This is a genomic window from Sedimenticola hydrogenitrophicus (genome assembly GCF_029017505.1).
GTDB classification, from domain to species: domain Bacteria; phylum Pseudomonadota; class Gammaproteobacteria; order Chromatiales; family Chromatiaceae; genus Sedimenticola; species Sedimenticola hydrogenitrophicus_A.
On the sequence record NZ_JAQGEI010000021.1, the window covers coordinates 68,100 to 95,009 of the forward strand.

Annotated in this window: 30 protein-coding genes and 1 tRNA gene; 22 read left to right on the plus strand and 9 right to left on the minus strand. The window is 57.9% G+C overall.

What is annotated here, in order from left to right:
• The first annotated feature begins 16 nt into the window (after positions 1-16).
• From O9K64_RS14040 to icd, 8 genes are all read left to right on the plus strand, one after another.
• Entirely contained in the window at positions 17-640 is a 624-nt protein-coding gene (locus O9K64_RS14040; protein ID WP_275098712.1) for an L-threonylcarbamoyladenylate synthase, read from the plus strand.
• A 38-nt stretch (positions 641-678) separates the two neighbouring features.
• On the plus strand, positions 679-1,362 hold the full coding sequence (locus O9K64_RS14045) for a site-2 protease family protein (protein WP_260291546.1): 684 nt from the start codon (positions 679-681) through the stop codon (positions 1,360-1,362).
• A gap of 13 nt (positions 1,363-1,375) precedes the next feature.
• Positions 1,376-2,593 carry a tryptophan--tRNA ligase gene (locus O9K64_RS14050; protein ID WP_275098713.1) on the plus strand — a complete coding sequence of 406 codons (1,218 nt, stop codon included), beginning with the start codon at positions 1,376-1,378 and terminating at the stop codon, positions 2,591-2,593.
• Between the two features lie 76 nt (positions 2,594-2,669).
• On the plus strand, positions 2,670-3,503 hold the full coding sequence (locus O9K64_RS14055; RefSeq protein WP_275098714.1) for a segregation and condensation protein A: 834 nt from the start codon (positions 2,670-2,672) through the stop codon (positions 3,501-3,503).
• Positions 3,504-3,595: 92 nt separating this feature from the next.
• Positions 3,596-4,429 carry an SMC-Scp complex subunit ScpB gene (gene scpB, locus O9K64_RS14060; protein ID WP_420493171.1) on the plus strand — a complete coding sequence of 278 codons (834 nt, stop codon included), beginning with the start codon at positions 3,596-3,598 and terminating at the stop codon, positions 4,427-4,429.
• Positions 4,419-5,258 carry a 23S rRNA pseudouridine(2605) synthase RluB gene (gene rluB, locus O9K64_RS14065; protein ID WP_275098715.1) on the plus strand — a complete coding sequence of 280 codons (840 nt, stop codon included), beginning with the start codon at positions 4,419-4,421 and terminating at the stop codon, positions 5,256-5,258. Before scpB ends, rluB begins: the two co-directional genes overlap by 11 nt.
• Positions 5,255-5,920, plus strand: a complete 666-nt coding sequence (locus O9K64_RS14070) for an endonuclease III domain-containing protein (protein ID WP_275098716.1) — start codon at positions 5,255-5,257, stop codon at positions 5,918-5,920. The genes rluB and O9K64_RS14070 overlap by 4 nt, the downstream gene beginning before the upstream one ends.
• Before the next feature lie 91 nt (positions 5,921-6,011).
• Positions 6,012-7,268, plus strand: coding sequence for an NADP-dependent isocitrate dehydrogenase (icd, locus tag O9K64_RS14075; RefSeq protein ID WP_275098717.1), 1,257 nt, complete (start codon positions 6,012-6,014; stop codon positions 7,266-7,268).
• Positions 7,269-7,791: 523 nt separating this feature from the next.
• Here icd and cspD read toward each other — a convergent pair.
• The gene (gene cspD / locus O9K64_RS14080) at positions 7,792-8,004 is read right to left on the minus strand and encodes a cold shock domain-containing protein CspD (RefSeq protein ID WP_260291556.1); all 213 of its coding nucleotides are present in this window, start codon (positions 8,002-8,004) and stop codon (positions 7,792-7,794) included.
• A gap of 365 nt (positions 8,005-8,369) precedes the next feature.
• On the opposite strand from cspD, the gene clpS reads away from it, so the two are divergent.
• On the plus strand, positions 8,370-8,690 hold the full coding sequence (clpS, locus tag O9K64_RS14085) for an ATP-dependent Clp protease adapter ClpS (RefSeq protein ID WP_029134354.1): 321 nt from the start codon (positions 8,370-8,372) through the stop codon (positions 8,688-8,690).
• 89 nt (positions 8,691-8,779) lie between these two features.
• The gene (gene clpA, locus O9K64_RS14090) at positions 8,780-11,038 is read left to right on the plus strand and encodes an ATP-dependent Clp protease ATP-binding subunit ClpA (RefSeq protein WP_275098718.1); all 2,259 of its coding nucleotides are present in this window, start codon (positions 8,780-8,782) and stop codon (positions 11,036-11,038) included.
• Between the two features lie 31 nt (positions 11,039-11,069).
• On the opposite strand, the gene infA is transcribed toward clpA, so the two are convergent.
• The 3 genes from infA to aat form a co-directional block, all read right to left on the minus strand.
• On the minus strand, positions 11,070-11,288 hold the full coding sequence (infA, locus tag O9K64_RS14095; protein WP_029134356.1) for a translation initiation factor IF-1: 219 nt from the start codon (positions 11,286-11,288) through the stop codon (positions 11,070-11,072).
• A 143-nt stretch (positions 11,289-11,431) separates the two neighbouring features.
• Positions 11,432-12,172, minus strand: a complete 741-nt coding sequence (locus O9K64_RS14100) for an arginyltransferase (protein ID WP_275098719.1) — start codon at positions 12,170-12,172, stop codon at positions 11,432-11,434.
• The gene (aat, locus tag O9K64_RS14105; RefSeq protein ID WP_275098720.1) at positions 12,162-12,866 is read right to left on the minus strand and encodes a leucyl/phenylalanyl-tRNA--protein transferase; all 705 of its coding nucleotides are present in this window, start codon (positions 12,864-12,866) and stop codon (positions 12,162-12,164) included. Before aat ends, O9K64_RS14100 begins: the two co-directional genes overlap by 11 nt.
• 70 nt (positions 12,867-12,936) lie before the next feature.
• Between aat and O9K64_RS14110 the strand changes: the two genes are divergently transcribed.
• Positions 12,937-13,605, plus strand: coding sequence for a flagellar brake protein (locus O9K64_RS14110; protein WP_275098721.1), 669 nt, complete (start codon positions 12,937-12,939; stop codon positions 13,603-13,605).
• A gap of 242 nt (positions 13,606-13,847) precedes the next feature.
• On the opposite strand, the gene trxB is transcribed toward O9K64_RS14110, so the two are convergent.
• Positions 13,848-14,810 carry a thioredoxin-disulfide reductase gene (gene trxB / locus O9K64_RS14115; RefSeq protein WP_275098722.1) on the minus strand — a complete coding sequence of 321 codons (963 nt, stop codon included), beginning with the start codon at positions 14,808-14,810 and terminating at the stop codon, positions 13,848-13,850.
• Positions 14,811-15,411: 601 nt separating this feature from the next.
• On the opposite strand from trxB, the gene O9K64_RS14120 reads away from it, so the two are divergent.
• The 6 genes from O9K64_RS14120 to serS all read left to right on the plus strand — a co-directional run bounded on the left by O9K64_RS14120 (position 15,412) and on the right by serS (position 21,745).
• Positions 15,412-17,715: a DNA translocase FtsK gene (locus O9K64_RS14120; RefSeq protein WP_275098723.1), complete on the plus strand. Its 2,304-nt coding sequence runs from the start codon at positions 15,412-15,414 to the stop codon at positions 17,713-17,715.
• A 19-nt stretch (positions 17,716-17,734) separates the two neighbouring features.
• Positions 17,735-18,346: an outer membrane lipoprotein chaperone LolA gene (lolA, locus tag O9K64_RS14125; RefSeq protein ID WP_275098724.1), complete on the plus strand. Its 612-nt coding sequence runs from the start codon at positions 17,735-17,737 to the stop codon at positions 18,344-18,346.
• Positions 18,347-18,423: 77 nt separating this feature from the next.
• Entirely contained in the window at positions 18,424-19,692 is a 1,269-nt protein-coding gene (locus tag O9K64_RS14130; RefSeq protein ID WP_275098734.1) for a replication-associated recombination protein A, read from the plus strand.
• Between the two features lie 92 nt (positions 19,693-19,784).
• Positions 19,785-20,159, plus strand: coding sequence for a fluoride efflux transporter CrcB (gene crcB / locus O9K64_RS14135; protein WP_275098725.1), 375 nt, complete (start codon positions 19,785-19,787; stop codon positions 20,157-20,159).
• The gene (locus O9K64_RS14140) at positions 20,156-20,467 is read left to right on the plus strand and encodes a DUF190 domain-containing protein (protein WP_275098726.1); all 312 of its coding nucleotides are present in this window, start codon (positions 20,156-20,158) and stop codon (positions 20,465-20,467) included. Before crcB ends, O9K64_RS14140 begins: the two co-directional genes overlap by 4 nt.
• Positions 20,468-20,470: 3 nt before the next feature.
• Positions 20,471-21,745 (plus strand): serine--tRNA ligase, encoded by a 1,275-nt coding sequence (gene serS, locus O9K64_RS14145; protein ID WP_275098727.1) that lies wholly within the window; start codon positions 20,471-20,473, stop codon positions 21,743-21,745.
• A gap of 291 nt (positions 21,746-22,036) precedes the next feature.
• Here the strand turns inward: serS and O9K64_RS14150 are convergent, their stop codons facing one another.
• Together O9K64_RS14150 and O9K64_RS14155 are read right to left on the minus strand one after the other, a co-directional pair.
• On the minus strand, positions 22,037-22,222 hold the full coding sequence (locus O9K64_RS14150) for a hypothetical protein (protein WP_275098728.1): 186 nt from the start codon (positions 22,220-22,222) through the stop codon (positions 22,037-22,039).
• A 64-nt stretch (positions 22,223-22,286) separates the two neighbouring features.
• Positions 22,287-22,958, minus strand: coding sequence for a Bax inhibitor-1/YccA family protein (locus tag O9K64_RS14155; RefSeq protein ID WP_275098729.1), 672 nt, complete (start codon positions 22,956-22,958; stop codon positions 22,287-22,289).
• Positions 22,959-23,175: 217 nt separating this feature from the next.
• Here O9K64_RS14155 and O9K64_RS14160 point away from each other — a divergent pair.
• The 5 genes from O9K64_RS14160 (at position 23,176) to O9K64_RS14175 (ending at position 25,272) form a co-directional block, all read left to right on the plus strand.
• Positions 23,176-23,266, plus strand: a tRNA-Ser gene (locus O9K64_RS14160).
• Between the two features lie 89 nt (positions 23,267-23,355).
• Positions 23,356-24,372, plus strand: coding sequence for a site-specific integrase (locus O9K64_RS14165; protein WP_335342298.1), 1,017 nt, complete (start codon positions 23,356-23,358; stop codon positions 24,370-24,372).
• A gap of 236 nt (positions 24,373-24,608) precedes the next feature.
• Positions 24,609-24,845 carry a helix-turn-helix transcriptional regulator gene (locus tag O9K64_RS23795; protein ID WP_420493172.1) on the plus strand — a complete coding sequence of 79 codons (237 nt, stop codon included), beginning with the start codon at positions 24,609-24,611 and terminating at the stop codon, positions 24,843-24,845.
• 2 nt (positions 24,846-24,847) lie between these two features.
• Positions 24,848-25,081, plus strand: coding sequence for a plasmid replication initiator TrfA (gene trfA / locus O9K64_RS14170; RefSeq protein ID WP_305793148.1), 234 nt, complete (start codon positions 24,848-24,850; stop codon positions 25,079-25,081).
• On the plus strand, positions 25,063-25,272 hold the full coding sequence (locus tag O9K64_RS14175; RefSeq protein ID WP_275098738.1) for a hypothetical protein: 210 nt from the start codon (positions 25,063-25,065) through the stop codon (positions 25,270-25,272). Before trfA ends, O9K64_RS14175 begins: the two co-directional genes overlap by 19 nt.
• 48 nt (positions 25,273-25,320) lie before the next feature.
• Here O9K64_RS14175 and O9K64_RS14180 read toward each other — a convergent pair whose 3' ends face one another.
• Positions 25,321-25,830: a hypothetical protein gene (locus tag O9K64_RS14180; protein WP_275098730.1), complete on the minus strand. Its 510-nt coding sequence runs from the start codon at positions 25,828-25,830 to the stop codon at positions 25,321-25,323.
• Positions 25,823-26,512 (minus strand): hypothetical protein, encoded by a 690-nt coding sequence (locus O9K64_RS14185; RefSeq protein ID WP_275098731.1) that lies wholly within the window; start codon positions 26,510-26,512, stop codon positions 25,823-25,825. Before O9K64_RS14185 ends, O9K64_RS14180 begins: the two co-directional genes overlap by 8 nt.
• Positions 26,513-26,910: the final 398 nt, after the last annotated feature.

Below are 26,910 nucleotides of genomic sequence, written 5' to 3' on the forward strand. Positions count from 1 at the left end.
ATCGCGATTCATATTCATGACTCAGTTTTTTCAGATTCATCCCGATAATCCGCAGTTGCGGCTGATACGCAGCGCGGTAGAGATCATTCGTCAGGGCGGCGTGGTGGTTTACCCCACCGATTCCAGTTACGCATTGGGTTGCCATATCGGTGACAAGGAGGCGATGGAGCGGATCCGCGCCATTCGCAGACTGGACGACAAGCACAACTTTACCCTGGTCTGCCGGGATCTCTCGGAGATCGCCGTCTATGCCAAGGTCGAGAACCACCACTACCGGATGCTGAAGAACCTGACCCCCGGACCTTACACCTTCATTCTCATGGCCACGAAGCAGGTGCCGCGGAGGTTGCAGCATCCGAAAAGAAAGACCATCGGGATTCGGGTGCCGGATAACGCCATCACCCAGGCGCTGCTGACCGAGTTGGATGAACCGTTGATGAGTTCGACCCTGATTCTGCCGGGTGAAGAGCTGCCGCTGACCGATCCCTATGAGATGCGGGATATCCTCAGTCATCAGGTGGATCTGGTCATTGACGGCGGATACTGCGGCTTCGAGGACTCGACGGTGGTCGATATGGAGGAGGATACTCCGGTGGTGGTACGTGCCGGCAAGGGCGATATCTCCCTGTTTGAGTCCTGAGGAGATGTCAACCGAGATGAGACAGGTATAATCGCCCGATGGAAAGTCTGAACACAATTCAGAAGGTGGTGGTTTCTATAATTCCCGTGTTATTCGCGATCACTTTGCATGAGGCTGCACACGGATGGGTCGCTAAGAGATTGGGTGACCAAACGGCTTCTATACTGGGTAGGGTTACCGCTAACCCTTTCAAACATATAGATCTTATAGGTACGATATTAATTCCTGTGCTTTCCTACATATTGAGTGGTTTTATATTCGGATGGGCAAAGCCCGTACCTGTTGATTGGCGCAAGCTCCGTAATCCTCGCCGTGACATGGCTCTTGTAGCTTTGGCAGGGCCTGCTGCAAATCTCACCATGGCCATTTTTTGGACCCTGATAATAAAGATAGGGGTATTGCTTATTGGTGTCGCCGAGTTGCCTGCGTTCTTCCTTGTATACATGGGAGGTGCTGGTGTCCTGTTTAACGTATTGCTGATGGCTCTGAATCTGATGCCGATACTGCCTTTGGATGGTGGGCGAATCATGTATTCATTGTTGCCAGCGCCTTATGCAAGTTACTTTGCACGGTTGGAGCCGTTCGGGCTTTTTATTCTCGTCGGCCTACTGGTAAGTGGGGTCTTGGGTTTTCTTATTTGGCCGTTGTTTATTATCACAATTAACTTACTACCCGAATCCAATATCGTTAATCTGGTCTTTAGAGATCTTTTTGTTTCATGAAAAGGGGTAAATCTTGAACTCTGTTCCTGCGCAACATGCGCGTGTACTTTCCGGCATGCGACCGACCGGCCGTCTTCACCTCGGTCACTATCATGGCGTTCTGAAAAACTGGGTGGAGCTGCAGCATGAATATGAGTGCTTCTTCTTCGTCGCCGACTGGCACGCCCTGACCACCCACTACGAGGATCCCACCATCATTCCCGGGAGCGTCGCGGAGATGGTGATCGACTGGCTGGCCGCCGGGGTCAATCAGGGGGAGGCCAAGATCTTTATCCAGTCCCAGGTGCCGGAGCATGCGGAACTGCACCTGCTGCTCTCCATGATCACGCCGCTGGGCTGGTTGGAGCGGGTGCCGAGCTACAAGGATCAGCAGGAGAAATTGAAGGGAAAGGACCTGGCCACCTACGGTTTTCTCGGCTATCCGCTGTTACAGGCGGCCGACATTCTGATCTACAAGGCGGGCCTGGTCCCGGTGGGCGAGGACCAGGTGGCGCATGTCGAACTGACCCGGGAAGTGGCGCGCCGCTTCAACCACATCTATGGCCGGGAGCCGGGGTTTGAAGACATGGCGGAGCAGGCGATCAAAAAGATGGGTAAAAAGAACGCCAAGCTGTACAGCCGTTACCGCAAGTCCTATCAGGAACAGGGTGACCAGGCCGCCCTCGATGCGGCCCGGGCGCTGCTCGACAGCCAGCAGAACATCACCGTCAATGACCGGGATCGGCTGTTCGGCTATCTGGAGGGGAGTGGCCGGGTGATACTGCCGGAGCCCCAGCCGCTGCTGACCAGGGCCTCGAGAATGCCCGGATTGGATGGCCAGAAGATGTCCAAATCCTATGGCAACACCATTGCCTTGCGGGATGATCCCGAGGTGATCGAAAAGGCGTTGCGGACCATGCCGACCGATACCAACCGGGTGCGCCGCACGGACCCCGGTGATCCCGCTCGCTGCCCCGTCTGGGAGTTCCACCAGATCTACTCCAGCGAGCCCGTCAAGGTGTGGGTGCAGGAGGGCTGCCGTAGTGCCGGGATTGGCTGTGTCGAGTGCAAGCAGCCGGTGATCGACGCGGTGCTGCAGGAGCTGAAGCCGATCCAGGAGCGTGCCCGGGAGTTCGAGGCCCAGCCGGAGCTGGTGCGTAATATCATTGCGGAAGGGGTCGAAGCGGCGCGGGATATGGCCCAGTCAACCATGGTCGAGGTTCGCCATGCCATGTGCCTCAACTACCGATAGCGGCTGATCTTCGGATGAGGCCGGGGTATGATCCAAGGTATGAATAAGCGTCGGAAATCCCACAGTCAGGAACAAAATGCCCGATAAGGAACTGAATCTGCCCCTGCATCCGCATCCCGCGCAGGAAGAGATGCCCTTTGCCGTGGTGCAGGGAGCCCCCTGGACCACCATCCCCAAGGATCTCTATATCCCGCCGGATGCGCTGGAGGTGTTCCTGGATGCCTTTGAAGGGCCGCTGGATCTGCTGCTCTACCTGATCAAGCGACAGAATCTGGATATTCTGGAAATCCCCATCGCGGAGATCACCAGCCAGTACATGGAGTATGTCGATCTGATGAAGGATATCCGCCTGGAACTGGCGGCCGAGTATCTGGTGATGGCGGCCATGCTGGCGGAGATCAAATCGCGGATGCTGCTGCCCCGGCAGGAGGAGCTGGAGGATGAGGAGGGCGATCCGCGGGCCGAGCTGATCAGGCGACTGCAGGAGTATGAGCGCTACAAGCAGGCGGCCGAAGACATCGATAATCTCCCACGGCTGGGGCGCGACCTGTTCCAGGCCGAGGCCGATGTGCCGGAGCGGATCATTCAGCGACGGCCCCCCGATGTGGACCTGCGGGAGATCCTGTTCGCCCTGAAAGAGGTCATGCACCGGGTGGATATGTTCAGCCACCATCAGGTGCAGATGGAGGCGCTCTCGGTACGGGAGAAGATGTCCGGCATCCTGGAGCGTCTCAATGCCGAGAGTTTTACCGAGTTCACCTCGCTGTTCGACCCCAGTGAGGGACGTCTCGGGGTGGTGGTGACCTTCCTGGCAGTCCTGGAGCTGATCAAGGGGTCTCTGATCGATCTCATTCAGGCGGAGAGCTTCGGTCCGATCCATGTCAAGGCCGTCTCCCAGGCGGAACACTGAACCGGCATCCGCTGTCGATCAGCAGACAGTGGCCGGCAATGGCAACAAATCAGCGGATAACCCATAGCGAGATCAGATCGGTTGACAAGTCAATGATGGATAAACTGAAACAGATTGTGGAGGCCGCCTTGCTGGCCGCCGGTGGTCCCTTGACGGTCGAACGGCTACAGGAGCTGTTCCTGGAAGAGGAGCGGCCGGACAAACAGGAGCTGCGCAAGGCGATCGCGGTGCTCAGCGAGGATTATACCGGCCGCGGCATCGAGATTGCGGAAGTGGCCGGCGGATTTCGCATTAATGTGCGTGAAGAGTATGCGCCCTGGGTCTCCCGTCTGTGGGAAGAGCGGGCGCCTCGCTACTCCCGGGCGCTGATGGAGACACTGGCACTGATCGCCTACCGGCAACCGATCACCCGGGGCGAGATCGAGGATATCCGTGGTGTCAGTGTCAGCAGCAACATCGTAAAGACCCTGCTGGAGCGCGAATGGGTCCGTGTCGTGGGTACGCGCGATGTGCCGGGAAAACCCTCGCTCTACGCCACCACCCGGGAGTTCCTGAACTATTTTGGCCTGAAAAGCCTGGATGAACTCCCCACCCTGCAGCAGATACGGGATCTGGACTCCATCAATCGGGAGTTGGAGCTGGCGGAACCCGGCAGTGAGGCGGTCGCTGATCGGGCGCTGGCCAGCCTGGCGCAATCGGCGGCTTCAGTCATGGGCGAGCAGTCCGTGGAAGATGACGCGGAGGAACCTGGTTGGGCAGGCCCCCGCCTGGCGGAGGTCATCGCAATCCACCCGGAAGAAGTGCCGGATGAAATGACTGACGCGGTGGAATCAACCGGCGGGCCGGATGCCGTCAGGCCGGACGCGTCGGATGTCGCATCCCCCTTGGAACAGACCGCCTCAAATGAGATAAAACATGAAGAATAAACCACAGCCTGCTGAACCGGGCGAACGTCTGCAGAAGGTGCTGGCCAACGCGGGGTTCGGTTCGCGGCGTGAAATCGAGCGCCAGATTGAAGCGGGTGAGGTCTCGGTCAACGGCCAGACGGCTAAACTCGGCGACCGGGTGACGCCGGCGGATACCATCTATATCGGCAGAACCAGGGTCGGGGCCTGGCGGCTCAAGAAGCAGGAGACCCAGGTCATCCTCTATAACAAGCCCGAGGGTGAATTGGTGACCCGGGATGATCCCGGGGGACGCCCCACGGTATTTGCCCGGTTGCCGAAATTGGTCGGCAGTCGCTGGATAGCGGTCGGCCGGTTGGATATCAATACCAGTGGCCTGATGATCTTCACCACGGATGGCGAGCTGGCCAACAAACTGATGCACCCCTCGCAGCAGATCGAGCGGGAATATGCGGTCCGGGTCAACGGCGAGGTCACCAGCGAAAAGCTGCAGCAGTTGGTGAAGGGTGTGGAACTGGATGATGGCCCTGCCCGTTTCGAGGATCTCGTCGAATCAGGAGGAGAGGGGCGCAACCGCTGGTTTCACGTGGTGATCATGGAGGGCCGGAATCGGGAGGTGCGGCGCTTGTGGGAGGCGGTGGATCTCAAGGTGAACCGTCTCAAGAGAGTGCGCTTCGGACCACTGTTTCTCGACAGCAGCCTGGCCGTCGGGCGGCATCGGCAACTGACCGAACAGGAGTTGAGTGATCTGCTGAGCGCCACCGGCGCCGCGCCGAAACCCGCAGCGAAAAAACGCGGCCATTCAGGAAAGGGGAAAGCGCCACGGAGAAAAGCAGCCCCCAAGCGATGAATACCGGTAGCTCCTCTCCCGAATGCCCCTTCGGTCAAATCTACCATAGCCTGCTGGATCACTACGGGCCGCAATACTGGTGGCCGGCTGAGACACCATTCGAGGTGATGGTCGGGGCGATCCTGACCCAAAATACCGCCTGGCGGAATGTGGAGGCGGCGATCGACAACCTGAAGGGGGGCAATCTCCTGGCCGCCGATAAGATCATCAACTGCCCGGATATGCAACTGGCGCAACTGCTGCGACCCTCTGGCTATTTCAATATCAAGACAACGCGCCTGAAAAATTTCTGCCGTTTCCTGCAGACCGCCGGATTCGAGCGGCTGCGGGAGCTGCCTACCGGCGAGCTGCGCCGACAACTCCTGGCAGTGAACGGCGTGGGACCGGAAACCGCGGACTCCATCCTGCTCTATGCCTTTGAACGTCCGGTGTTTGTGATCGATGCCTACACACGCCGAATCTTTTGCAGATTTGGATTAGTGTCCGGTAATGAGGGCTATGAAGCGCTGAGGCAGCGCTTTGAAGGGGCGGTTGACGCAAGTGCAGCAATTTATAATGAATATCATGCCCTGATAGTGCGGCATGCAAAGAGCGCCTGCCGGGTTAAACCGGCCTGTAGCGAGTGTGTTTTATATGACGAATGTGCATACGCGGCTAAATAGTATGAATATCCTATAAAAAAACAAAAAAAATTTCGCCTAATCCAGAGGCCGATGCTAGAATTATTTTTTTTGGACAACGATGGAAACACGCATGGCATACGATAAGATTAAAGTTCCGGCCAACGGCGAAAAAATTACCGTTAATCCCGATTTCTCCCTCAGTGTTCCCAATTGCCCGATCATCCCCTTCATCGAAGGCGATGGTATCGGTGTCGACATCACCCCAGTGATGATAAAGGTGATCGATGCGGCGGTGGAAAAGGCATATGGTGGCGAACGCAGTATTGCCTGGATGGAGATCTTTGCCGGCGAAAAAGCCAACAATCTTTATGGCGGTGATACCTGGTTGCCGGAAGAGACCTTCGAAGCCGTCAAGGAGTTCACGGTATCCATCAAGGGACCGCTCACCACCCCCGTCGGTGGGGGCATGCGCTCACTGAATGTGGCGTTGCGTCAGGTGCTGGACCTGTTCGTCTGCCTGCGTCCGATCCGTTACTACGAAGGTACGCCAAGCCCGCTGAAGCGTCCCGACCTGACGGACATGGTGATCTTTCGCGAGAACTCGGAAGACATCTATGCCGGTATCGAATGGGAAGAGGGCACGGATGACGTCAAGAAGGTGATCGACTTCCTCCAGGGTCAGATGGGCGTGACCAAGATCCGCTTCCCCGACTGCTCCGGCATCGGCATCAAGCCGGTTTCACGTGACGGCACCCGGCGCCTGATGCGCAAGGCGTTGCAGTATGCCATCGACAACGATCGCAGCTCGGTCACCCTGGTGCACAAGGGCAACATCATGAAGTTCACCGAAGGTGCCTTCAAGACCTGGGGTTATGAGATCGCCAAGGAGGAGTTCGGCGCGGTTGAGATCGATGGCGGCCCCTGGTGCAGCCTCAAGAATCCCAAGACCGGCAACGAGATCATCGTCAAGGACTCGATTGCGGATGCCTTCCTGCAGCAGATCCTGCTGCGTCCGGCCGAGTACGACGTGATCGCCACGCTGAACCTGAATGGCGACTACATCTCCGATGCGCTGGCCGCACAGGTGGGCGGCATTGGCATCGCGCCGGGCGCCAACCTGTCCGATACCGTGGCCATGTTCGAGGCCACCCATGGTACCGCGCCCAAGTATGCGGGACAGGACAAGGTGAACCCGGGATCCCTGATCCTGTCGGCGGAGATGATGCTGCGTCACCTGGGCTGGGTCGAGGCGGCCGATCTGGTGGTCAAGGGCATGTCCGGGGCCATCAAGGCCAAGACCGTCACCTACGATTTCGAACGCCTGATGGAGGGATCGACCCTGCTGAGCTGTTCGGCGTTCGGTGACGCCATGATCGACAATATGTGAGCGAAGCCTTCGTTCCCTACAAAAGCCCGGGGCGGTATCCGCCTCGGGCTTTTTTACTTTGTGGCGGTCAGGCGCGTGATCGCGCGCCATGAATCCCCTGGGTAATCCCTCGGCTCCGGCGGGGGACTCGCCAGGCTTGACCTGGCAGCCTGTCGCGCTTGACCGATCGTAGCGAGGGAAAGCCGGTTTGTTCCGCACATCCCTGTGCTTCACCCCTTCGGGGTTTGCACTTCAATCGCTCCCGGCGATTGAATGAACTCTCGCCAAGACGCCAAGCACGCCAAGAAAAACCGATCACTGCCTTTAAACTTCGCGTTCTTGGCGTCTTGGCGAGAGTAATGATCCTTTACCGATCCGACCGATCCGGGACCGGAGGGCGCCGTGGGTACGGAAGGTTATTCGGCCGCCGTGGGTGGGCCAGGGGTAGTGCGGGGTGTTGCGGCGCCTTTGTGGCGCTCATCCAAAACCGGCACCGCCTGACTGACAGGCTCCAGGCGGTGCGGTGCCTTACCAGGAAAGGGAATCAGGCGTCAGCGATGGACTGCAGGTTGGCGGCGTGCAAACCCTTCGGACCTTCTTCAAGTTCAAACTGAACCTTCTGGCCCTCTTTGAGTGTCTTGTAGCCATCCATGCTAATGGCCGAGAAATGGATAAAAATATCCTGTTCCCCCTGATCCGGTGTTACAAACCCATAACCTTTAGCATTGTTGAACCATTTTACGGTGCCAGTTGCCATAACGCGTACTCCTCCAGTACTCCAGTACAGACTCAGTTCATCTCTGCATAGGTGGCAGGGCTGTTGTTATAAAATTTGGTGCCCTTTGGATCATGCAGATCACGAAGATGAAGCGGGTAGAAATCCCAAGGTGATCATAAATTAAATTTCTACCCCCCTCAATCCAATTAGTATAGCGATTCGGTACTTTTGGTCAAATTTTAGCCGTGCCCGGATAATATTACAGGGTATTTGCGAGGGATTAATTTGTCGCGAAATAGGCGATAATCAGGGCCTGGGAGAAATCGAAATGCAGGAATGAAAATTCCGCTCATATCTTCTGCCCGGAAGCTATTCACGGACATTTTTTTTACTAGAATTAGGCTATGACGGATAAAACCAATCCTTATGATGATGGCGGACTGGCGGTTGAGACTTCCAAGCCGAAACTCAAGCGACCACCGATGTTCAAGGTCCTGCTGCTGAATGATGATTACACTCCGATGGAGTTTGTGGTCCTGGTGCTGGAGTCGTTTTTCAAGATGGACCGTGAGAAAGCCACCCAGATTATGCTGAATGTGCATACCCGTGGCGTGGGGGTTTGTGGGGTCTACACTAAGGATGTGGCGGAGACAAAAGTGGCCCAGGTAAACGAATTTTCTCGAAGCCATCAGCACCCGTTACTCTGTGCCCTGGAGGAAGCCTGATGCCCTATGGTCGAACTGTCAGATTGTTCGGTAGTCAATTGCTGTAGCACCCATTTCAGTCACTCTTGTTACCAGGAAGCCAGTCAGCCATGTTAAGTAAAGAGCTAGAATTCACCCTGAACCAGGCCTTTATGGAGGCCCGTGACAGGCATCATGAGTACATGACGGTAGAGCATCTGCTGCTGGCCCTGTTGGATAATCCGACCGCCGCCAATGTTCTGCGGGCATGTGGCGCGGATACCGAAGTTTTGCGGCGTGATATCGACCAGTTCATTGAGGAGACCACGCCGCTTTTGCCGGATGACACCGAACATGAGACCCAGCCGACCCTGGGTTTTCAGCGGGTACTCCAGCGTGCCGTTTATCATGTGCAGTCCTCCGGGCGGGACGAGGTGACCGGGGCCAATGTCCTGGTGGCGATTTTCAGCGAGCAGGAGTCGCAGGCGGTTTTCTTTCTGCATCAGCAGGATATAGCGCGGCTTGATGTGGTCAACTACATCTCCCACGGTATCTCCAAGGTGCATGGCGATTCGGAGCAGCGGGATGAGATCAGCCGCAGCAGCGAGGAGATCGAGGTTGATTCGCCGGCTTCCAATCCGCTGGATAACTTTTCCACCAATCTGAACGAGCAGGCGCGGCTGGGCAAGATCGATCCACTGATCGGTCGTGCCCTCGAGATCGAGCGGACCGTGCAGATTCTCTGTCGTCGCAGGAAAAACAATCCGCTGCTGGTGGGTGAGGCCGGTGTCGGGAAAACGGCCATCGCCGAAGGGCTGGCGAAGAAGATTGTTGACCGGGAAGTGCCGGAGATCCTCTCCAAATGCACCATCTATTCTCTCGACCTGGGCAGTCTGGTGGCGGGCACCAAATACCGTGGTGACTTTGAGAAAAGGCTCAAGGCGGTATTGGCGCAACTGAAAAAGGAGCCGGACACCATACTCTTTATCGATGAGATCCACACGGTCATCGGTGCGGGTGCGGCATCCGGCGGGGTGATGGATGCCTCGAACCTGATCAAACCGGTACTGGCTTCGGGCGAACTGCGCTGTATCGGTTCGACGACCTACCAGGAGTTTCGCGGTATTTTCGAGAAAGACCGCGCCTTGGCCCGGCGCTTCCAGAAGATCGATGTGGAGGAGCCCTCGGTGGAAGAGACCATCGAGATCCTCAAGGGCTTGAAGAGTCGCTTTGAGGAGCATCACCACATCACTTACTCCAACGAGGCGTTGCGGACCGCGGCCGAACTCTCGGAACGTTATATCAACGACCGGCATCTCCCGGACAAGGCGATCGACGTGATCGATGAGGCCGGTGCCAGCGTGCAGTTGCAGGATGCCGACCATCGCAAGCAGCGGATCGAGGTGGCGGATATCGAGAATATCATTGCCAAGATGGCACGCATCCCACCGAAGAGTGTCTCCGTCTCCGATGTCGAGGCACTGAAGAGCCTGGATCGAAATCTCAAGATGGTGGTGTATGGCCAGGACGAGGCCATTGCTACCCTGACCGCGGCCATTCGCATGAGCCGTTCGGGGCTCGGCAATGAGCAGCGGCCGGTGGGTTCTTTCCTGTTTGCCGGGCCGACCGGCGTGGGCAAGACCGAGGTCACCCGGCAGTTGGCGCGGATCCTCGGTATCGAACTGATCCGCTTCGACATGTCCGAGTACATGGAGCGCCACACGGTTTCGCGGCTGATCGGTGCGCCTCCCGGCTATGTCGGTTACGACCAGGGCGGCCTATTGACCGAGGAGATCAGCAAACACCCGCACTCGGTGCTGCTGCTGGACGAGATAGAGAAGGCGCATCCGGATGTGTTCAATCTGCTGCTGCAGGTGATGGACCACGGCACACTCACGGATAACAACGGCAGGAAGGCCGATTTTAGGAATGTGGTGATTGTGATGACCACCAACGCCGGCGCCGGCGAGATGGCCCGCGCCTCCATCGGCTTCACCCCCCAGGATCACACCAGCGATGGTATGGAGTCGATAAAGAAGATGTTCTCGCCGGAATTCCGCAACCGGCTCGATGCCATCATCCAGTTCAAGTCACTGCCACTCGATGTGATCAGCAACGTGGTGGACAAGTTTATCTTCGAGCTCGAAGGTCAGCTGGAAGACAAGCACGTGACCCTGACCCTGGATGCCGAGGCCAAGGCCTGGTTGGCGCAACACGGCTATGACGCAACCATGGGCGCCCGGCCGATGGCACGCCTGATCCAGGAGAAGATCAAAAAGCCAATGGCGGAGGAGCTGCTGTTCGGATCCCTGTCGGAAGGCGGTCACATACGGGTGACGGTGGTCGAGGGTGAGCTTGTGCTGGAGATGGAGGGCTGCGCCATCCACTGATGGCCATTGACGACGCAGCGCCGATTTCCGATCAGCGCGCGCGGTAGGTGATACGGCCCTTGCTCAAGTCGTAAGGGGTCAACTGAACAGTGACGGTGTCTCCGGTGAGAATGCGGATATAGTGTTTGCGCATCTTGCCGGAGATGTGGGCTGTAACGACATGACCGTTTTCCAGCTCGACGCGGAACATGGTGTTGGGCAGGGTCTCGATGACCGTGCCGTCCATCTCGATAAAATCTTCTTTTGCCATTCGGTTTCCTGGTTACCCTATGTTGCTGGCCGCGGATTATAGCACAATGCCAGCCAAATTTAGCGGGCAATTATGAGTGAAAACCAGTATAAGGCAAGTACTTTATCCCGATTGTCGGCTGTTTATTGGACTCGGGTGCCGGGCTATTTACGCTTATCCGGCCCCTGAACCCTGACCCACTTTCCATTGATGAATATCTCGTGAGGAAGATACTGGCTCTTGTATGACATTTTTTGGCACTCCGGGACCCAGTAGCCAAGATACAGCCAGGGAAGTCGGCGTCTTTTGCACTCCTCGATCTGCCACAGCAGACAGAAAACCCCCAGGCTGAGCCGCGCGAGTTCCGGATCAAAAAAGGTATAGACAGCGGACAGTCCTTGTCGAAGTACGTCGGTGACCGCGACGGCGATCAGTTTGTCGTCCTGGTAAAAGGAGAAGCTGCTGCTGAGGGACCAGCTACTGGAGATAAACTGCGCATACCCTTCCTCGGTTGTGGTGGCCATCTCCCCGTTCGGGTGGCGTGACTGGATGTAGCGTCTGAACAGGTCGTAGTGGGCCGGGTCAAATCCGGCCGCTTGCTCGGCCACCCTGAAAAGGGCCTGCTGCCGGCTCCAGATACGCCGCTGGATGCGCCGTGGGCTGAACTCCTCCACCGCGATCCGTATCGGGATACATTGCCTGCAGTCGGGGCAATTGGGGCGATAGATGAACTCCCCGCTGCGCCGGAACCCCTGATCGATCAGCGCTTCGTAGAGCGGCATGGATTTGGCCCGATAGGGGTCAACAAACAGGCTCCTTGCCCGTTTGCCGTCCAGATAGGCGCAGCGGTGTTCTGCCGACTGGTAGAGCTGTATCGTGCCGGACTGCCGGGTATCAGGGCGCATCGATACCCCCGTCCCAGCGACCGCGAGGTCCCGGTTGATTGCAGTAGTGTTGCAGGAGTTCGCAGAACCGTTTTCGCTCCATCTCCTCGGCACCCAGGGAGATGAGGTGAGCGGTATACACTTGGCAATCAATCAGACCGAACCCCCTGGCGGCCAAGCTGCGTGCCAGATGCACCAGGGCGATTTTCGAGGCGTCGCGCGCCAGGCTGAACATGGATTCACCAAAGAACACCCGTCCGATGGCGATACCGTAGAGTCCGCCGACCAACCGTTTGTCTTCCCGAACCTCTACCGAGTGGGCGAAACCGAGTCGGTGGAGATGAATATATGCCTGTTTCATCTCATCGGTGATCCAGGTCTCTTCACGGCCCGGCAGCGGCATGGCGCAGGCGTTGATCACGTCGCTGAAGGCGGTGTCGAAGGAGCAGTGGTAATTGCGGTTGCGCAGACTCTTCCCCAGACTCCTGGAGATCTTGATATGCTCCGGAAACAGCACCGTTCTGGGGTCTGGCGACCACCAGAGTATCGGTTGTTCGGAGGAATACCAGGGGAAGATCCCCTGCCGGTAGGCATTCAGCAGCCGGGTAGGGGAGAGGTCGCCGCCGATTGCCAGGAGCCCGTCCGGCTCCTGCTCCGCAAACTCGACCGGTGGGAAGCGCTCTTCCGGATTGTCTGGATCAAGCAGTGAAATCATAATGACGGGTGCTTGCCTTTTTGCTTAATCTCTGCGATATGAACATTATAGGTACCTTAGAATAAATTCCATGCCCGAAAATATCCTCAATCTGCATGTCGGCAAGATGCTCCAGTTGCAGCGCATTTCGCCCGAGTACAATGATCGCTACACCGTCATGTTGATCGGCTCTCTGCCGGGACAGGGGGTGATTGTGACCACGCCAAAGGTCCAGGATAAGGTGCAGTTTATCAAAGAGGGGGCACGTTTTGCGGTCCGCCTGCTGCACGGCAGTAAGGTGCTGGGGTTCGTCTCCACCGTGACCCACTCCGCCACCCGGCCTTATCCGCATCTGCATATGAGCTATCCGTCAGAGATCGAGAGTCTGGCCATACGTAATGCCGAACGGGTCGGCACCAATTTGCCGGCCGTGGTGCGGAATACCCGGCATCCGGACAACGATGATGCCTGGCAGCCGGTGCTGGTCAAAGACCTCAGTATGACCGGGGCGCGGTTGGAGAGCATTGAGCCGTTGGGCCGCACCAGCGAGCGGCTGGTGATGAAGCTGGATATCGATGTGTGTGGGGAGAACGAGCAGATCCGGGTGCTGGCCGAGATCTGCAACCGATCGGTGGTCAGTCACAAGGGTGATCCCGAGGATAACCGATACTGCTGCGGAATCTCGTTTCTGCAGGTCAACCGCCTTCAGGAGGTGCTGCTCAACAACTGTGTACTGCAGTTGAAGAATGGGGCGCAGTAATTAACTCAAGTTTCGGCGTTCATTTCACAACGCCCGAATCGCTGGATTCGTAGGGTGGATAAGCCGGTAGGCGCATCCACCATTGCCGCAGTGGAATAAGCATCAGCGCATCCACCATGAATCGGCTGGCGGTGGATGCGCAAGCTTATCCACCCTACAAGTACTGTGTACTGCAGTTGAAGAATGGGGCGCAGTAATTAACCAGACACCGGACGGTGAATCCGCCCAGTGTCCGGCCACACTTATTTTGCGGCCGCTTTCGCGTCCAGGTAGCGCTCCGCATCCAGTGCTGCCATACAGCCGCTGCCGGCCGAGGTGATGGCCTGACGGTAGACGTGGTCGGCCACATCGCCGGCAGCGAACACACCCTCCAGGCTGGTTTGGGTGGCATTGCCCTCCAGCCCGCCCTTGATGATGAGGTAGCCGTGCTGCATCTCCAGTTGTCCCTTGAACAGGTCGGTATTGGGTTTGTGGCCGATGGCGATGAACACGCCCATCAGGTCGATCTCCCGAGTGCTGCCGTCCTTGACGTTCTTGATCCGCATACCGGTCACGCCGCTCTGGTCACCCAGTACTTCATCCAGTACATGATCCCATTCGATGGTGACATTGCCGTTTTCCGCCTTCTGGATCAGTTGATCGGACAGGATCTTCTCGGAACGGAACTTGTCCCGGCGGTGAACCACCACCACCTCGGAGGCGATGTGGGAGAGGTAGAGCGCCTCTTCAACCGCGGTATTACCGCCGCCAATGACTGCCACTTTCTGGTTCCTGTAGAAGAAACCGTCACAGGTGGCGCAGGCCGAGACGCCGCGCCCCTTGAAATTCTCCTCCGATTCCAGCCCCAGATACTGGGCCGATGCGCCGGTGGCGATAATCAGGGCATCACAGGTGTAACTGCCCTGATCGCCGGTCAGGCGGAACGGACGTTGGGAGAGTTCCGCGGTGTGGATATGGTCGAAGATCACCTCGGTATCAAACCGCTCGGCATGTTTCAGCATGCGATCCATCAGTTCCGGCCCCTGCACGCCGGCGAAATCACCCGGCCAGTTATCCACGTCGGTCGTGGTGGTCAGTTGACCGCCCTGTTCCATCCCGGTGACCAGTACCGGATCCAGATTGGCCCTGGCGGCGTAGACGGCGGCGGTATAACCGGCGGGCCCCGATCCGAGAATCAGAAGTCGGCAATGCTTGGTATCACTCATGTATAATCACTCCTGCGAATGTCCATGCAGACTGAGCCGTCCCCGCAATCGGGGGTGGATCAGGCAATAAATATCTAAACTTTGGGGTTTCCGTACAGTGACAGAAGACACCCGTTAGCTTTGTGGGGTTCAAGCCCAAGGGCTAGGAGCCTGTCGGGTTTAACGCTGTTTGGCTGCAAATCCCTGGATGGCGATCAACTCAGCTTATCGAACTCGTTAAATAGGTCCACTATTCGCCTCGTTCGATAAACTGATTTGATTCGCCCCCAGTGATTTGACTTCGGGCATCCATGCCCTACGCCCCTTCGGGGCCGGCTTCGCCGTTCAATCCGCTCCTGCGGATTAGGCGCTTCAAACGGATAAACCCGACAGGCTCCCGGATGGGTGACGATGGTACGTAAAGCGTGATGGAGGGTAAAGACTCTTTTCATCGGTTCGGCGAAGATCCCTCCAGGAGCCTGCCGGTGAAAAGCCCGTTGGGGTTCGCAGGCCCAGCCCAAGCGACCGGCCGGGCGGCCCCTAACCCAATCAATAGCTATCAAGTTAGACTAAATAGCTACTCTAACTATATAATTTAGAATCTATTTTTAATTCGGTGAATATGGTGGCACAAGCCAGTCAAACAGAACGGCTGCAGAATGACACGGGAAGCGTTGCCGGGCAGCGACTCAGAGAGGGCGCGCTGGTACTGCTGGTGGCCATTTCCGCCTACCTGATGCTCTCCCTGGTGACCTACGCGCCCAATGATCCCGGCTGGTCCTATGCCGGTTCGCGGGAGTCTGCCGAGAATGCGGGCGGACTGGCAGGGGCCTGGCTGGCCGATGTGCTGCTGAATCTGTTCGGCCTCTGGGGCTACCTGTTCCCCCTGATGATCGGCTGGAGCGGCTGGCTGTTCCTGAAGGAGCGCAACCCGGATAACAGCCTGAATATTCCCATGGTCTCCCTGCGCTGGGTCGGTTTTCTGCTCACCCTCACCGCCGGCAGCAGTCTGGCGGCGTTGCATCTCTCCCACATCGCGACCTTCCTGCCGGGTGGTTCGGGGGGCATGCTGGGCGCCTTTTTTCAGCAACAACTGGTGAGTGTCTTCAGCTTCGCCGGTGGCAGCCTGCTGCTGTTGGCCCTGATGCTTTCCGGGTTCACGCTGTTTACCGGGATCTCCTGGTTCCGGGTCATGGATGGGCTGGGCGGCCTGGTGTTGCGGTTTTTCCGTTATCTGGGATCGTTCCAGGGGCGCCTCGCGGAGGCACGCAAGGCCCGGGAGGTGAAGCGACGCCGCAGCGAGACCTTCAAGGCCGAGAAGAAACGTATCGAGAAACGCGTACCCCCCAAGATCGAGCCGGTCATCCGCGAGGTCAAGACCAGTGAGCGGGTAGAGAAGGAGAAGCAGGTTCAGTTGTTCGGCAGCGCGGAGGAGGGGGGCCTGCCACCGCTCGGGTTGCTCGACGAGGCGCGCAAGAGCGGTCTCGGCTACTCCAAGGAGGCGCTGGCCGCCATGTCCCAGTTGGTCGAGCTGAAGCTGAAGGATTTCGGTATCGAAGTGCAGGTGGTGGCGGTTCACCCGGGGCCGGTCATTACCCTGTTTGAGCTGCAACTGGCGCCGGGCACCAAGGCAAGCAAGATCACCAATCTCTCCAAGGATCTGGCGCGTGCGCTCTCCACCATCAGTGTCCGGGTGGTCGAGGTGATCCCGGGCAAGAGCGTCATCGGTCTGGAGATCCCCAATGAATATCGGGAGATGGTCTACCTGAGCGAGGTGTTGAAGTCGGAGGCCTACGATTCGGCCAAGTCCCGCCTGACCCTGGCGCTGGGCAAGGATATTGCCGGGAATCCCGCCGTGGCGGATCTGGGCAAGATGCCCCACGCCCTGATCGCCGGCACCACCGGTTCCGGTAAATCGGTGGCGATCAACGCCATGATCCTGAGCCTGCTGTACAAGGCCTCGCCGAAAGAGGTGCGGCTGATCATGGTGGATCCCAAGATGCTGGAACTGTCGGTCTATGAGGGGATTCCCCATCTGCTGACGCCGGTGGTGACCGACATGAAGGAGGCGGCCAACGCCTTGCGCTGGTGTGTCGGGGAGATGGAGCGGCGCTATCGGCTGATGGCGGCATTGGGGGTGCGAAATATCGCCGGCTATAACAAGAAGGTGAGTGACGCGGAAAAGCGCGGCGAGCCGATCAAGGACCCGCTGTTCCAGCCCGATCCCCTGTTCGAGGCGCAGGAGATACCCAACCTGGAGCGCCTGCCATACATCGTGGTCATAATCGATGAGCTGGCGGATATGATGATGGTGGTGGGGAAAAAGGTGGAGGAGCTGATTGCCCGTCTGGCGCAGAAGGCGCGGGCCTCGGGTATTCACCTGCTGCTGGCCACTCAGCGTCCCTCGGTGGATGTGATTACCGGACTGATCAAGGCCAATATCCCCACCCGAATCGCCTTTCAGGTCTCCTCCCGAATCGACTCCAGGACCATCCTGGATCAGATGGGGGCAGAACACCTGCTGGGACATGGCGATATGCTCTATCTGCAGCCCGGTGGTGGTTTTACCCAGCGCATGCACGGTGCCTTTGTGGATGACAATGAGGTGCACCGCGTGGTTGATCATCTGAAGAAGAGCGGTAAGCCCGACTATATCGAGGAGATCCTCCGGGAACCAACCGAGATGATTCCGGGTCTCTCTGGTGAGACCGGGGATACGGAAGACACCGATCCCCTGTACGATGAGGCGGTCCAGATCGTCACCGAATCACGGCGGGCATCCATCTCCGGGGTGCAGCGCCGGCTGAAGATCGGTTACAACCGGGCCGCCCGACTGATTGAAGAGATGGAGCGGACCGGCATTGTCTCTCCCGCCCAGTCCAACGGCAATCGTGAGGTGCTGGCGCCTCCACCCCCCGAGATGTGATGTGATCAGATATTTGAAAATGTGTAAATGGCTTTCACTGCTGCTGTTGTTGGCGGTGCCCCCGGTCTTCGCCAGCACGGCGCTGCAGCAGATGGAGCGGTTTATCACCGACATGCAGAGTCTTCAGGCCAGCTTTGAGCAGTCGGTACTCGATCCCCAGCAGCGTCAGGCTACCCGCTCCCAGGGGGTTTTCTACATGCAGCGTCCAGGGCAGTTTCGCTGGGACTATTCGGAGCCCGACAAACAGCAGATCATCGCCGATGGGCGTCAGATCTGGCTGATCGATCCGGAGCTGGAGCAGGCGAGCGTACAGACCCAGAGCACGGCGCTACGGGGCACGCCGGCCATGTTCCTGATCGGTGGTGATCCGGTAGAGCAGCATTTTGAAGTGATCGATATCGGTGACAGCCAGGGTTTTGCCTGGGTTGAGCTGATTCCCCGTGACAAGGAGAGCCAGTTCGTGCGGGTGCTGCTCGCTTTCCAGGGGAATCTGCTGCAGCGGATGGAGATGACCGACACCTTTGATCAGATCACACGCTTCCAGTTTTACGATATCGAGCAGAATCCCACCTTCAAACCGGGCTTTTTTGTCTACACCCGGCCTGAATATTTCGATCTCTATCAACACTGAACACAGGCAAGCGGGTGCCGGATAACGATCTGTTTTCACAAGACGCTCCCGAGCTGATCCGGCCGCTGGCGGATAGGATGCGGCCGCGCACCCTGGACCAGTTTCTCGGTCAGGCCCATATCGTCGGGGAGGGCAAGCCGCTGCGTATGGCGATCGAATCCGACCGCCTGCACTCGCTCATCTTCTGGGGCCCCCCGGGAACCGGCAAGACCACCCTGGCGAGTCTGATTGCCCACCACTCCGGTGCCCAGTTCCTCAGCCTCTCCGCCGTGCTCTCGGGGGTCAAGGATATCCGTGCCGCCGTGGACAAGGCGCGCGAGGCGCAGCGGCAGGACGGCCGGAAGACGGTCCTCTTTATCGACGAGGTGCACCGCTTCAACAAGGCGCAGCAGGATGCCTTTCTGCCCCACGTGGAGGATGGCACGGTGCTGTTCATCGGCGCCACCACGGAGAATCCCTCCTTCGAGCTGAACAATGCGCTGCTCTCCAGGGCACGCACCTATGTGCTGAAAAGCCTGAGTCCTGATGATCTGGAAAGGATCATTGATCAGGCCCTGGGCGATTCGGTCCATGGCCTGGGCAAGCGTGGACTACAGCTTGAGCCGGAACTGCGGCAGCTGCTCGCGGAAGCCGCCGATGGCGACGCCCGGCGCGCCCTCAATCTGCTGGAGATCGCCGCCGATCTTTCCACCGGTGCCGAGATCGGCCGTTCGGCCGTGGAGGAGGTGGTCGGTGGCAATCTGCGGCGCTTCGATAAGGGCGGCGATGCCTTCTACGATCAGATATCGGCCCTGCACAAGTCGGTGCGGGGTTCCGCGCCCGATGCCTCGCTCTACTGGTTCGCCCGCATGATCGATGGAGGCTGTGATCCCCTCTACATCGCCCGGCGGGTAGTGCGCATGGCCTCGGAGGACATCGGCAACGCCGATCCGCGCGCCCTCAGCATCGCCCTGAACGCCTGGGAGACCCAGGAGCGCCTGGGCAGCCCGGAGGGCGAACTGGCGATCGCCCAGGCAGTCCTCTACCTGGCCTGCGCCCCCAAGAGCAATGCGGTCTATACCGCCTACAAGGCGGTGATGCAGGATATCCAGGAATCGGGAACTCACGAGATTCCAGTCCATCTGAGGAATGCGCCGACCCGGCTGATGAAGGAACTGGGTTACGGGCGCGCATACCGTTATGCCCACGACGAGCCGGATGCCTACGCCGCCGGCGAGAACTACTTCCCTGAAACCCTGCCGGCCAAGCGCTACTACTATCCCGTGGAGCGGGGCCTGGAGATCAAAATCGCCGAGAAGCTTGAACGGTTGCGCGCCCTGGACCGGCAGGCGAAGAGCGGCAAATAGGCCGGTTCACGGGTTTAATCGTGCCGCCCTGTGTCCCGCGCATCTAACAGTGTGTAAAATACTTTTTTTTGGGTGCCGACGGGGCGTGAGCATTGTTCCAGGTTTTGACCATTGCAGCGGGTGGAGCCATCGGCGCACTGATGCGTTTCTGGGTCTCCATTGGTATCCACGGGCTGTTCGGCAGAGGTTTTCCCTATGGCACCCTGACGGTGAATGTCCTGGGCTCCCTGGTGATGGGCTTTCTCTATATCCTGTTTCTGGAACGGATGAGTGTCAGCCCGGAGGTCAGGGGTGCCGTGCTGGTGGGATTTCTGGGGGCGTTTACCACTTTCTCCACCTTTTCCATCGAGACGATAAATTTGATCGAGCAGGCGGATTTCGCCAAGGCCGGTCTCAATATGTTTTTGTCGGTTAGCGCCAGCCTGCTCGCCTGCTGGGCCGGTGTTATCCTCGCGAGGCAGTTATGAACAGCAAACCAATCACCATGGTGCGTATCTACCTGACCGAGGGAAAACACCAGTATCAGCAGCTGCTGGAATTGCTGCACGACCGGGAACAGGTGGCCGGGGTCACGGCGTTTCGCGGGATCGCCGGATTTGGCCAGTCGGGTACCATGCACTCATCGACCCTGCTCGACATCTCCCTGGATCTGCCCATTATTCTGGAATTTTTCGACACGCCTGAAAAAGTGGCTAAAGTACTTGAACACCTGAATTCTCTAATCAAGCCGGGCCACATCGTCAGCTGGTCGGCGACCGTCAACAGTGGTGAATAAAACATGCTCGACCCCCGTTTACTGAGAACTGAACTTGAAGCAACAGCTGCCCAACTGAAACGGCGTGGTGTCCTGCTGGATGTCGCGCGAATCCAGTCCCTGGAAGAGTCTAGAAAAAGGCTCCAGGTGGCCACGCAGGAGCTTCAGAACCAGCGCAACAGCCGCTCCAAACAGATCGGCAGGGCGAAGGCCGCCGGCGAGGATATCCAGCCACTGCTGGCGGAGGTCGCGGAGCTGGGGGATCAACTAAAGCGCGCCCAGGATGAGCTGAATACCCTCCAGGAGCAGCTGAGCGAGATCGCCCTGGGGATACCGAATATCCCCCACAGCTCGGTTCCCGATGGCAGGGACGAGGCGGACAATCGCGAGGAGCGTCGCTGGGGCGAGCCCAAGACGTTCGATTTCGAGCCTCGGGACCATGTGGATCTGGGCGCCGCCCAAGGCTGGCTGGATTTCGAGGCCGCGGCAAAAATCACCGGATCGCGTTTCGTCACCATGCAGGGGCCGCTGGCCCGGATGCACCGGGCCCTGGCCCAGTTCATGCTGGACACCCATACCAGCGAGCACGGCTATACCGAAACCTATGTGCCGTTCATGGTGAATGCCGACAGTCTTCAGGGGACCGGACAACTGCCCAAGTTCGAGGAGGATCTGTTCAAGCTCGCCGGCGAGCTGCCCTATTACCTGATTCCGACGGCCGAAGTCCCGGTAACCAATCTGGTGCGTGGGGCGATCATCGAGGATGGGGATATGCCGCGCAAATGGGTCTCCCAGACGCCCTGTTTCCGCAGCGAAGCCGGCTCCTATGGCCGCGATACCCGGGGCATGATCAGGCAGCATCAGTTCGAAAAGGTGGAGATGGTACAGATCGTCCGGCCTGCGGAATCCTACGCCGTGCTGGAAGCGCTCACCGGTCATGCGGAAACCATCTTGCAGAAGCTCGGATTGCCCTACCGGGTGGTCACCCTGTGCACCGGTGATATCGGTTTCTCCGCCGCCAAGACCTACGATATCGAGGTCTGGCTGCCGGCCCAGAACACCTACCGCGAGATCTCCTCCTGTTCCAATTTCGAGGATTTCCAGGCGCGCCGTCTGCAGGCGCGCTGGCGCAATCCGGAAACCGGCAAACCCGAGCTGGTGCATACCCTGAACGGTTCGGGACTGGCGGTGGGGCGCACCCTGGTCGCGGTGATGGAGAACTATCAGCAGGCCGACGGCAGCATCCTCGTTCCGGAGGTGCTGCGGCCCTACATGGGCGGTATGGAACGACTGGCCTGAAGCGATATACTGCAGTGTAACTACTCGCCCGGTCTGTAAGTGATTGGCCTGCCTTGTTGGCCGATCTTGATGGCGCCTCGAATCCGGTCCCTTTTTCAGATTCAAGCCTGCCCTTGTTTGAGCGAAGCGAGTTTGGGCAGGCGCTGAAAAAGGGGCCGGATTCGAGGATAAAAGCCATCACGTGAGGCCGGCAAGATAGGCCTATCACCCCGTGAGTAGTTACACTGCAGAAATAAACAACGCGGCCAAAGGCCGCGTTTTTTATGGGTGGTCAGCGCCGGAGAACGGTGCTCACACCAGCATGATCAGCAGCAGCACAAAGCCCACCATCGCGAGCAGGGGAATCACGGCTGCCATCCAGTCGCCCTGCTGGGCCTTGGGGCCGTTCTGCATCCACTGCTTGGCTCGCGGATAGAGGAAGAAAAGCATCATCCCCAGGGTGGCGGCCAGGGCGAGCTGCAGCCAGATATTATTCATCGATACCTCCAAACAAAACCCCGGCCTCAGCCGGGGTCTGAACTGTCCTGGTAAGCCGTAAGGATTAGTCATCCCCGCCAAATATGCCCAGAATCTGCAGCAGGGCGATGAAGATATTGAAGATGGCCATGTACAGGCTGTAGGTGGCGAAGATGTAGTTGGTCTCGCCGCCATTCATCATCTGGCTGGTCTGGAACAGGATGTAGGCGCTCATCAGCAACATTACGCCGGCCGAGATGGCCAACGACAGGAACGGCAGTTGCAGGAAGATGTTGGCGATGATCGCCACCAGCATCACCAGCATGCCGGCAAACACGAAGCCACCCATGAAGCTGAAATCACGCTTGCTGGTCAGGGCGTAGCCGGAAAGCCCGAGGAAAATCACACCGGTCCCGCCCAGGGCGGTGGCGATGGTTTGCGGGCCGTGCGGCAGTTGCAGATAGAGGGTCAGGATGGCGCCCAGACCAAAACCGAGCAGACCGGTGATCAGGAAGATCACCCCAAGGCCGGCTGAAGAATTGGCGGTACGCGGCAGCACAAACATACCCAGCAGCATGGCACCGATCACCGAGATCATATAGGCCATGGGCGGCATGGCGAAAAACATGGAAACCATCGCCATAATGGCGCTGAAGAACAGCGTGGCCGACAGCAGCATGTAGGTATTCTTGATGACTTTGTTTACCGCTAGTGCACTTTGTGCAGGCTGTGCGATAGTCTGGTTAAATCGATTCATGTTGCACTTTCTCCATTAAATCCGATGGTTATGCAGGTTATTGAACAGCCGATACTGACTAGTATGACTGCAGTAGAGTCCGTTGGTTCATAGTTGTTGGGATGATCATAGCATACTGAATTGAGGCGGAAGTTCAATAAATCAAGCCCGTAAAATAGCGCGGGTAAGTACTGGCGAAACCCTGTTGGATCGGGTATTCTTCGCAACTCAAAATTCTGGAGAGATGGCAGAGCGGTTGAATGCACTGGTCTTGAAAACCAGCGAGGGTTTGTAGCCCTCCCAGGGTTCGAATCCCTGTCTCTCCGCCAAAATCAATAACTTGGCGATTTGTGATAAATCGCCAAAGTTAACAAAATTGAATTTTTGCGACAATTTTGCGACACTCAGGAAAATTCCGGTGGCGCAAAACAAGGAAAATTCAATCATGGCCAACATCTCCAAGCGTGGCCCCCGCCAATGGCAAGCTCGAATTCGCAAGAAGGGCTATCCCGCCAAAACAAAGACGTTCGATACCAAAGCAGAGGCAGAGGCCTGGGCTAACACCCTGGAGTCTGAGATGGCGCGTGGGGTATTCATCTGCAGCGACGAAGCGGAGCGCACGACACTCAGTGAGCTCATCGATCGTTATCTTCGCGAAGTGACGCCACACAAGAAGGGTGAGCGGGTCGAGCGGTACCGTCTAAACGCATGGAAGGAACATCCGCTGGCCCTCCGTACGGTCGCCTCGATTCGTGGCGTGGATATGGCGGCGTACCGGGATGCGAAGCTGGCTGAGGGGAAGTCAGCGAGCACAGTCAAGAATAACCTGACAGTGATCTCCCACGTCTTTACCGTCGCCAAAAAGGACTGGGGCATGGAATCGATCACCAATCCGGTTGCGAACATCCGAAAACCCCGCTTGCCTCGCGGCCGCGATCGGCGCCTGGTGGGAGATGAAGAAACCCTGCTGGTTCAGAATGCAAAATATCCTGTTCGGGAAATTATCATTCTGGGCATTGAAACTGCCATGCGACTTTCGGAGATCACCAGCCTCAACTGGGAGGACGTGGATCTAAAAGCCAGGGTGGCCACGCTCCAGGATACGAAGAATGGAGAGAAGAGACATGTGCCACTTTCCAAGCGAGCCATCGAGACACTGAAGACTATCAAGAAGAGGAAGGCACGGGATATCGGGGGTCGGGTATTCGTGGACTGGGACAAGGATCGATTCCACTGGTATTGGAAGGAGCTTTGCAGGAAGCAGGGAATTAAAAAACTACGATTTCACGACCTCCGCCATGAGGCGACCAGTCGTTTTTTTGAGAAGGGGTTAGACCTGATGGAGGTGGCCTCGATTACTGGGCACCGAACGCTGACCATGCTGAGGCGGTATACCCACCTTAAAGCGACGGACCTGGCGGAGAAGCTTGGCTAGGCAAGCTTCTATTGAAAAAATATTCGCCGTTATACTGATTCAGATCAATAAAAAACCCACACAATTACCTTGCATAGAATTAATGTCCCTAAAAAAGTATGGCAGTTGATATCAACCACCATATTTTCTAAGAAAAACTATAATAATCAATAAGTTATACGCTTTTTAGCGGCCTTCTGGTTTAGTGTTGATTGTGGTTGAATGCTGTTAATTCATTTTTAACAGCGTGCAACAAAATGACTAAACTACTCTCTATCCAAGATGTTAGCTGCCTTCTCGGCATGACTGAGGCTGCAGTTAGACAGTCTATCCACCGCGGCGAGGCTGGGCGACGAGTCCCGCCCTTTATACGGCTGGGGAGAATGGTCAGATTCCGTCAGGATGATGTTGATGCCTGGCTGAAGTCTCTCACTCCCACAGTTGGACCAGACAATAAACGGAAGCGTGGGCCGGGTCGGCCTCGGAAAGTTTAAACTTGTCCTCGAGTAGGAAACGCTCAACGGCTGCGGAGGCGCTGGCCGCGAGGGTTGACGAGGCGAAACAGGCGGCCGTGCTGCAACAGTCGAAGGGCGAAATCAGGGAGCTACAACTTTCCTTGTTCGATCTTGCCCCGTGGCCTGACCACATGCGGGCGCTGCCTAACGACTATGCCAAGTCGGCTCTGTTCACGGTGAGGGCGAGACCCGCAATATGGTGGTCGGCGCCGTGAGCCGTGGGCAAAATGCCCTGCAGAGCGCGATGCCTGGCAAGCCGAATACAGGCAAGGGCGATAATGATCCCAAAGCCGAACCACGCAAGGCAGGCGACAATAATGCCCATGTCGATGTGGCGGCCGATCGGGGGGCGCAGCGGGGTGGGGATAAGAAAAAGGGCGACGATAAAGAAGGGGGGAAACGATAATGATCGTGTCGATGCCCCGTTGAGAGGCATCGGCACGAGTCATCACCCTTACAAGACCGGGTTGATCATGCCATGCAGTATCTCCCGGGCGTCCGCTCTTTTCTCTGCTTTCATCTCCGCGGCCTTCTCCGCAGTAGTCTGCTTGCGCGCCAGCTTGACATCCTCGATGGCGAGCTGCCCGCGCAGGGATTCCTGCTCCCGGGCAGTCAGGCGCTCGCGGTAGCGTTGCAGTGCCGCACCGGGCTCCAGGGTCTGACTGCGCCGCAGGACCTTGTTCAGCGCGTTGCGCTCGCACTGCTTGGCGGCTCGACGCACCTTGGACTTGTGTGCAGCCTCGGCCCGGCGCAGTTCGCTGCGCTTGTACTGCTCCACAAGGTTGGCACGGATCTCCCGCTCCTGATCCTTGTAGGGCGCGGCCACCCGGTCGAGCACATCATAAAGATCCTGACGCAGGCCCTGCGCATCCATCTCGCCGTACTTGTATTTGACCACCCGGTGGATCGCCAGGAGCTCGTCATCGAGCAGGGTGGCGGTGGTCTGCTCGATGAAATCACTCATGGGGCTCTCCCTTGTTCTTCTGTTCGCGGGCCAATTCCGATTGGGTCATGACCCGCATCAGCGGGCCCGGGTGCCGGTAATCCTTCGGTGCCGGTTTCCCTGCCGGCCAGGTCGGCAGTTCGCCGTGGGCGGCGATAAAGCCGATTTCGTCCGCGTAGGCGTTGGTGTCGATGGCGCTGTTGAGCATCTCGTCCACCAGCGCGATATCGGCCTCCAGGGTGGCGGCATGCTCCGGATCGCCCTTCATCGCTTCCACCAGGGCGTCGCGCTCGGCCTGCAACTCCTCCTGGTAGATGGCATTGACCGCCTCCCGGTCCAGCCGGCCGGCCTCGATCTCCTCCAGCAGCAGATCGCGTATCGCAGACTGCTCGAGCTCCATGGCTTCGCGCCGCAGCGTGGCCCTGTACCGCTCATGGGTGTGCGTGGCCTTGTGGTCGGCCAGGTCCGCCTCAAGCTGGGCAACAATGCGGCGCAGGGACGAGTCCAGCATGCCGGTCATTTGCACCGCGAATTTCTCCTGCTGCTGGCGAATGATCCGATTGGACAGCCAGCCCATGGCTCCATCGGTCAACCCATTGGATGCATTGGTCTGCTGCCACTGGTTGAACGCCGCCTGGTTGGCGGTCCGGTCGCCCACGGCCGAGGTGCCCAGCCGGAAGAGTTCTTCGTTGTCTTTGCTCATTTTGGGCGTCCTCTTGGCAGTAAAAATTAAAATCTCGATACGGAAATTAATTTCTATCACAAGCCCCGGAGAATAGCGAGAAATTGGGCGATGTCCGGGCTACTCCGGGTTCCGCTTCGCTCCATCCGCTGAGCGGACAAAAGCCCTCCATATCCCTATCGCAGGTGTGACTGGATAAACCACCACTCTTACCTGCCATAGGCGATTCAGTTGAGGGTGTGGCCGGTCAGCCAGGCGCGAGGTAGACCTGGTTGGCCGACAGGTCCAGGGGCCGCGCTTCAACTATGGTGATCATCCCGGGTCCTGGTCCTTCTCCCTCAGAAGGCCCATCCATGATGGCCATGCACAATCCCCAAGAGTGGCACCCGGCATCCCTGCCGGGCGGCCCTTCGGGCTGC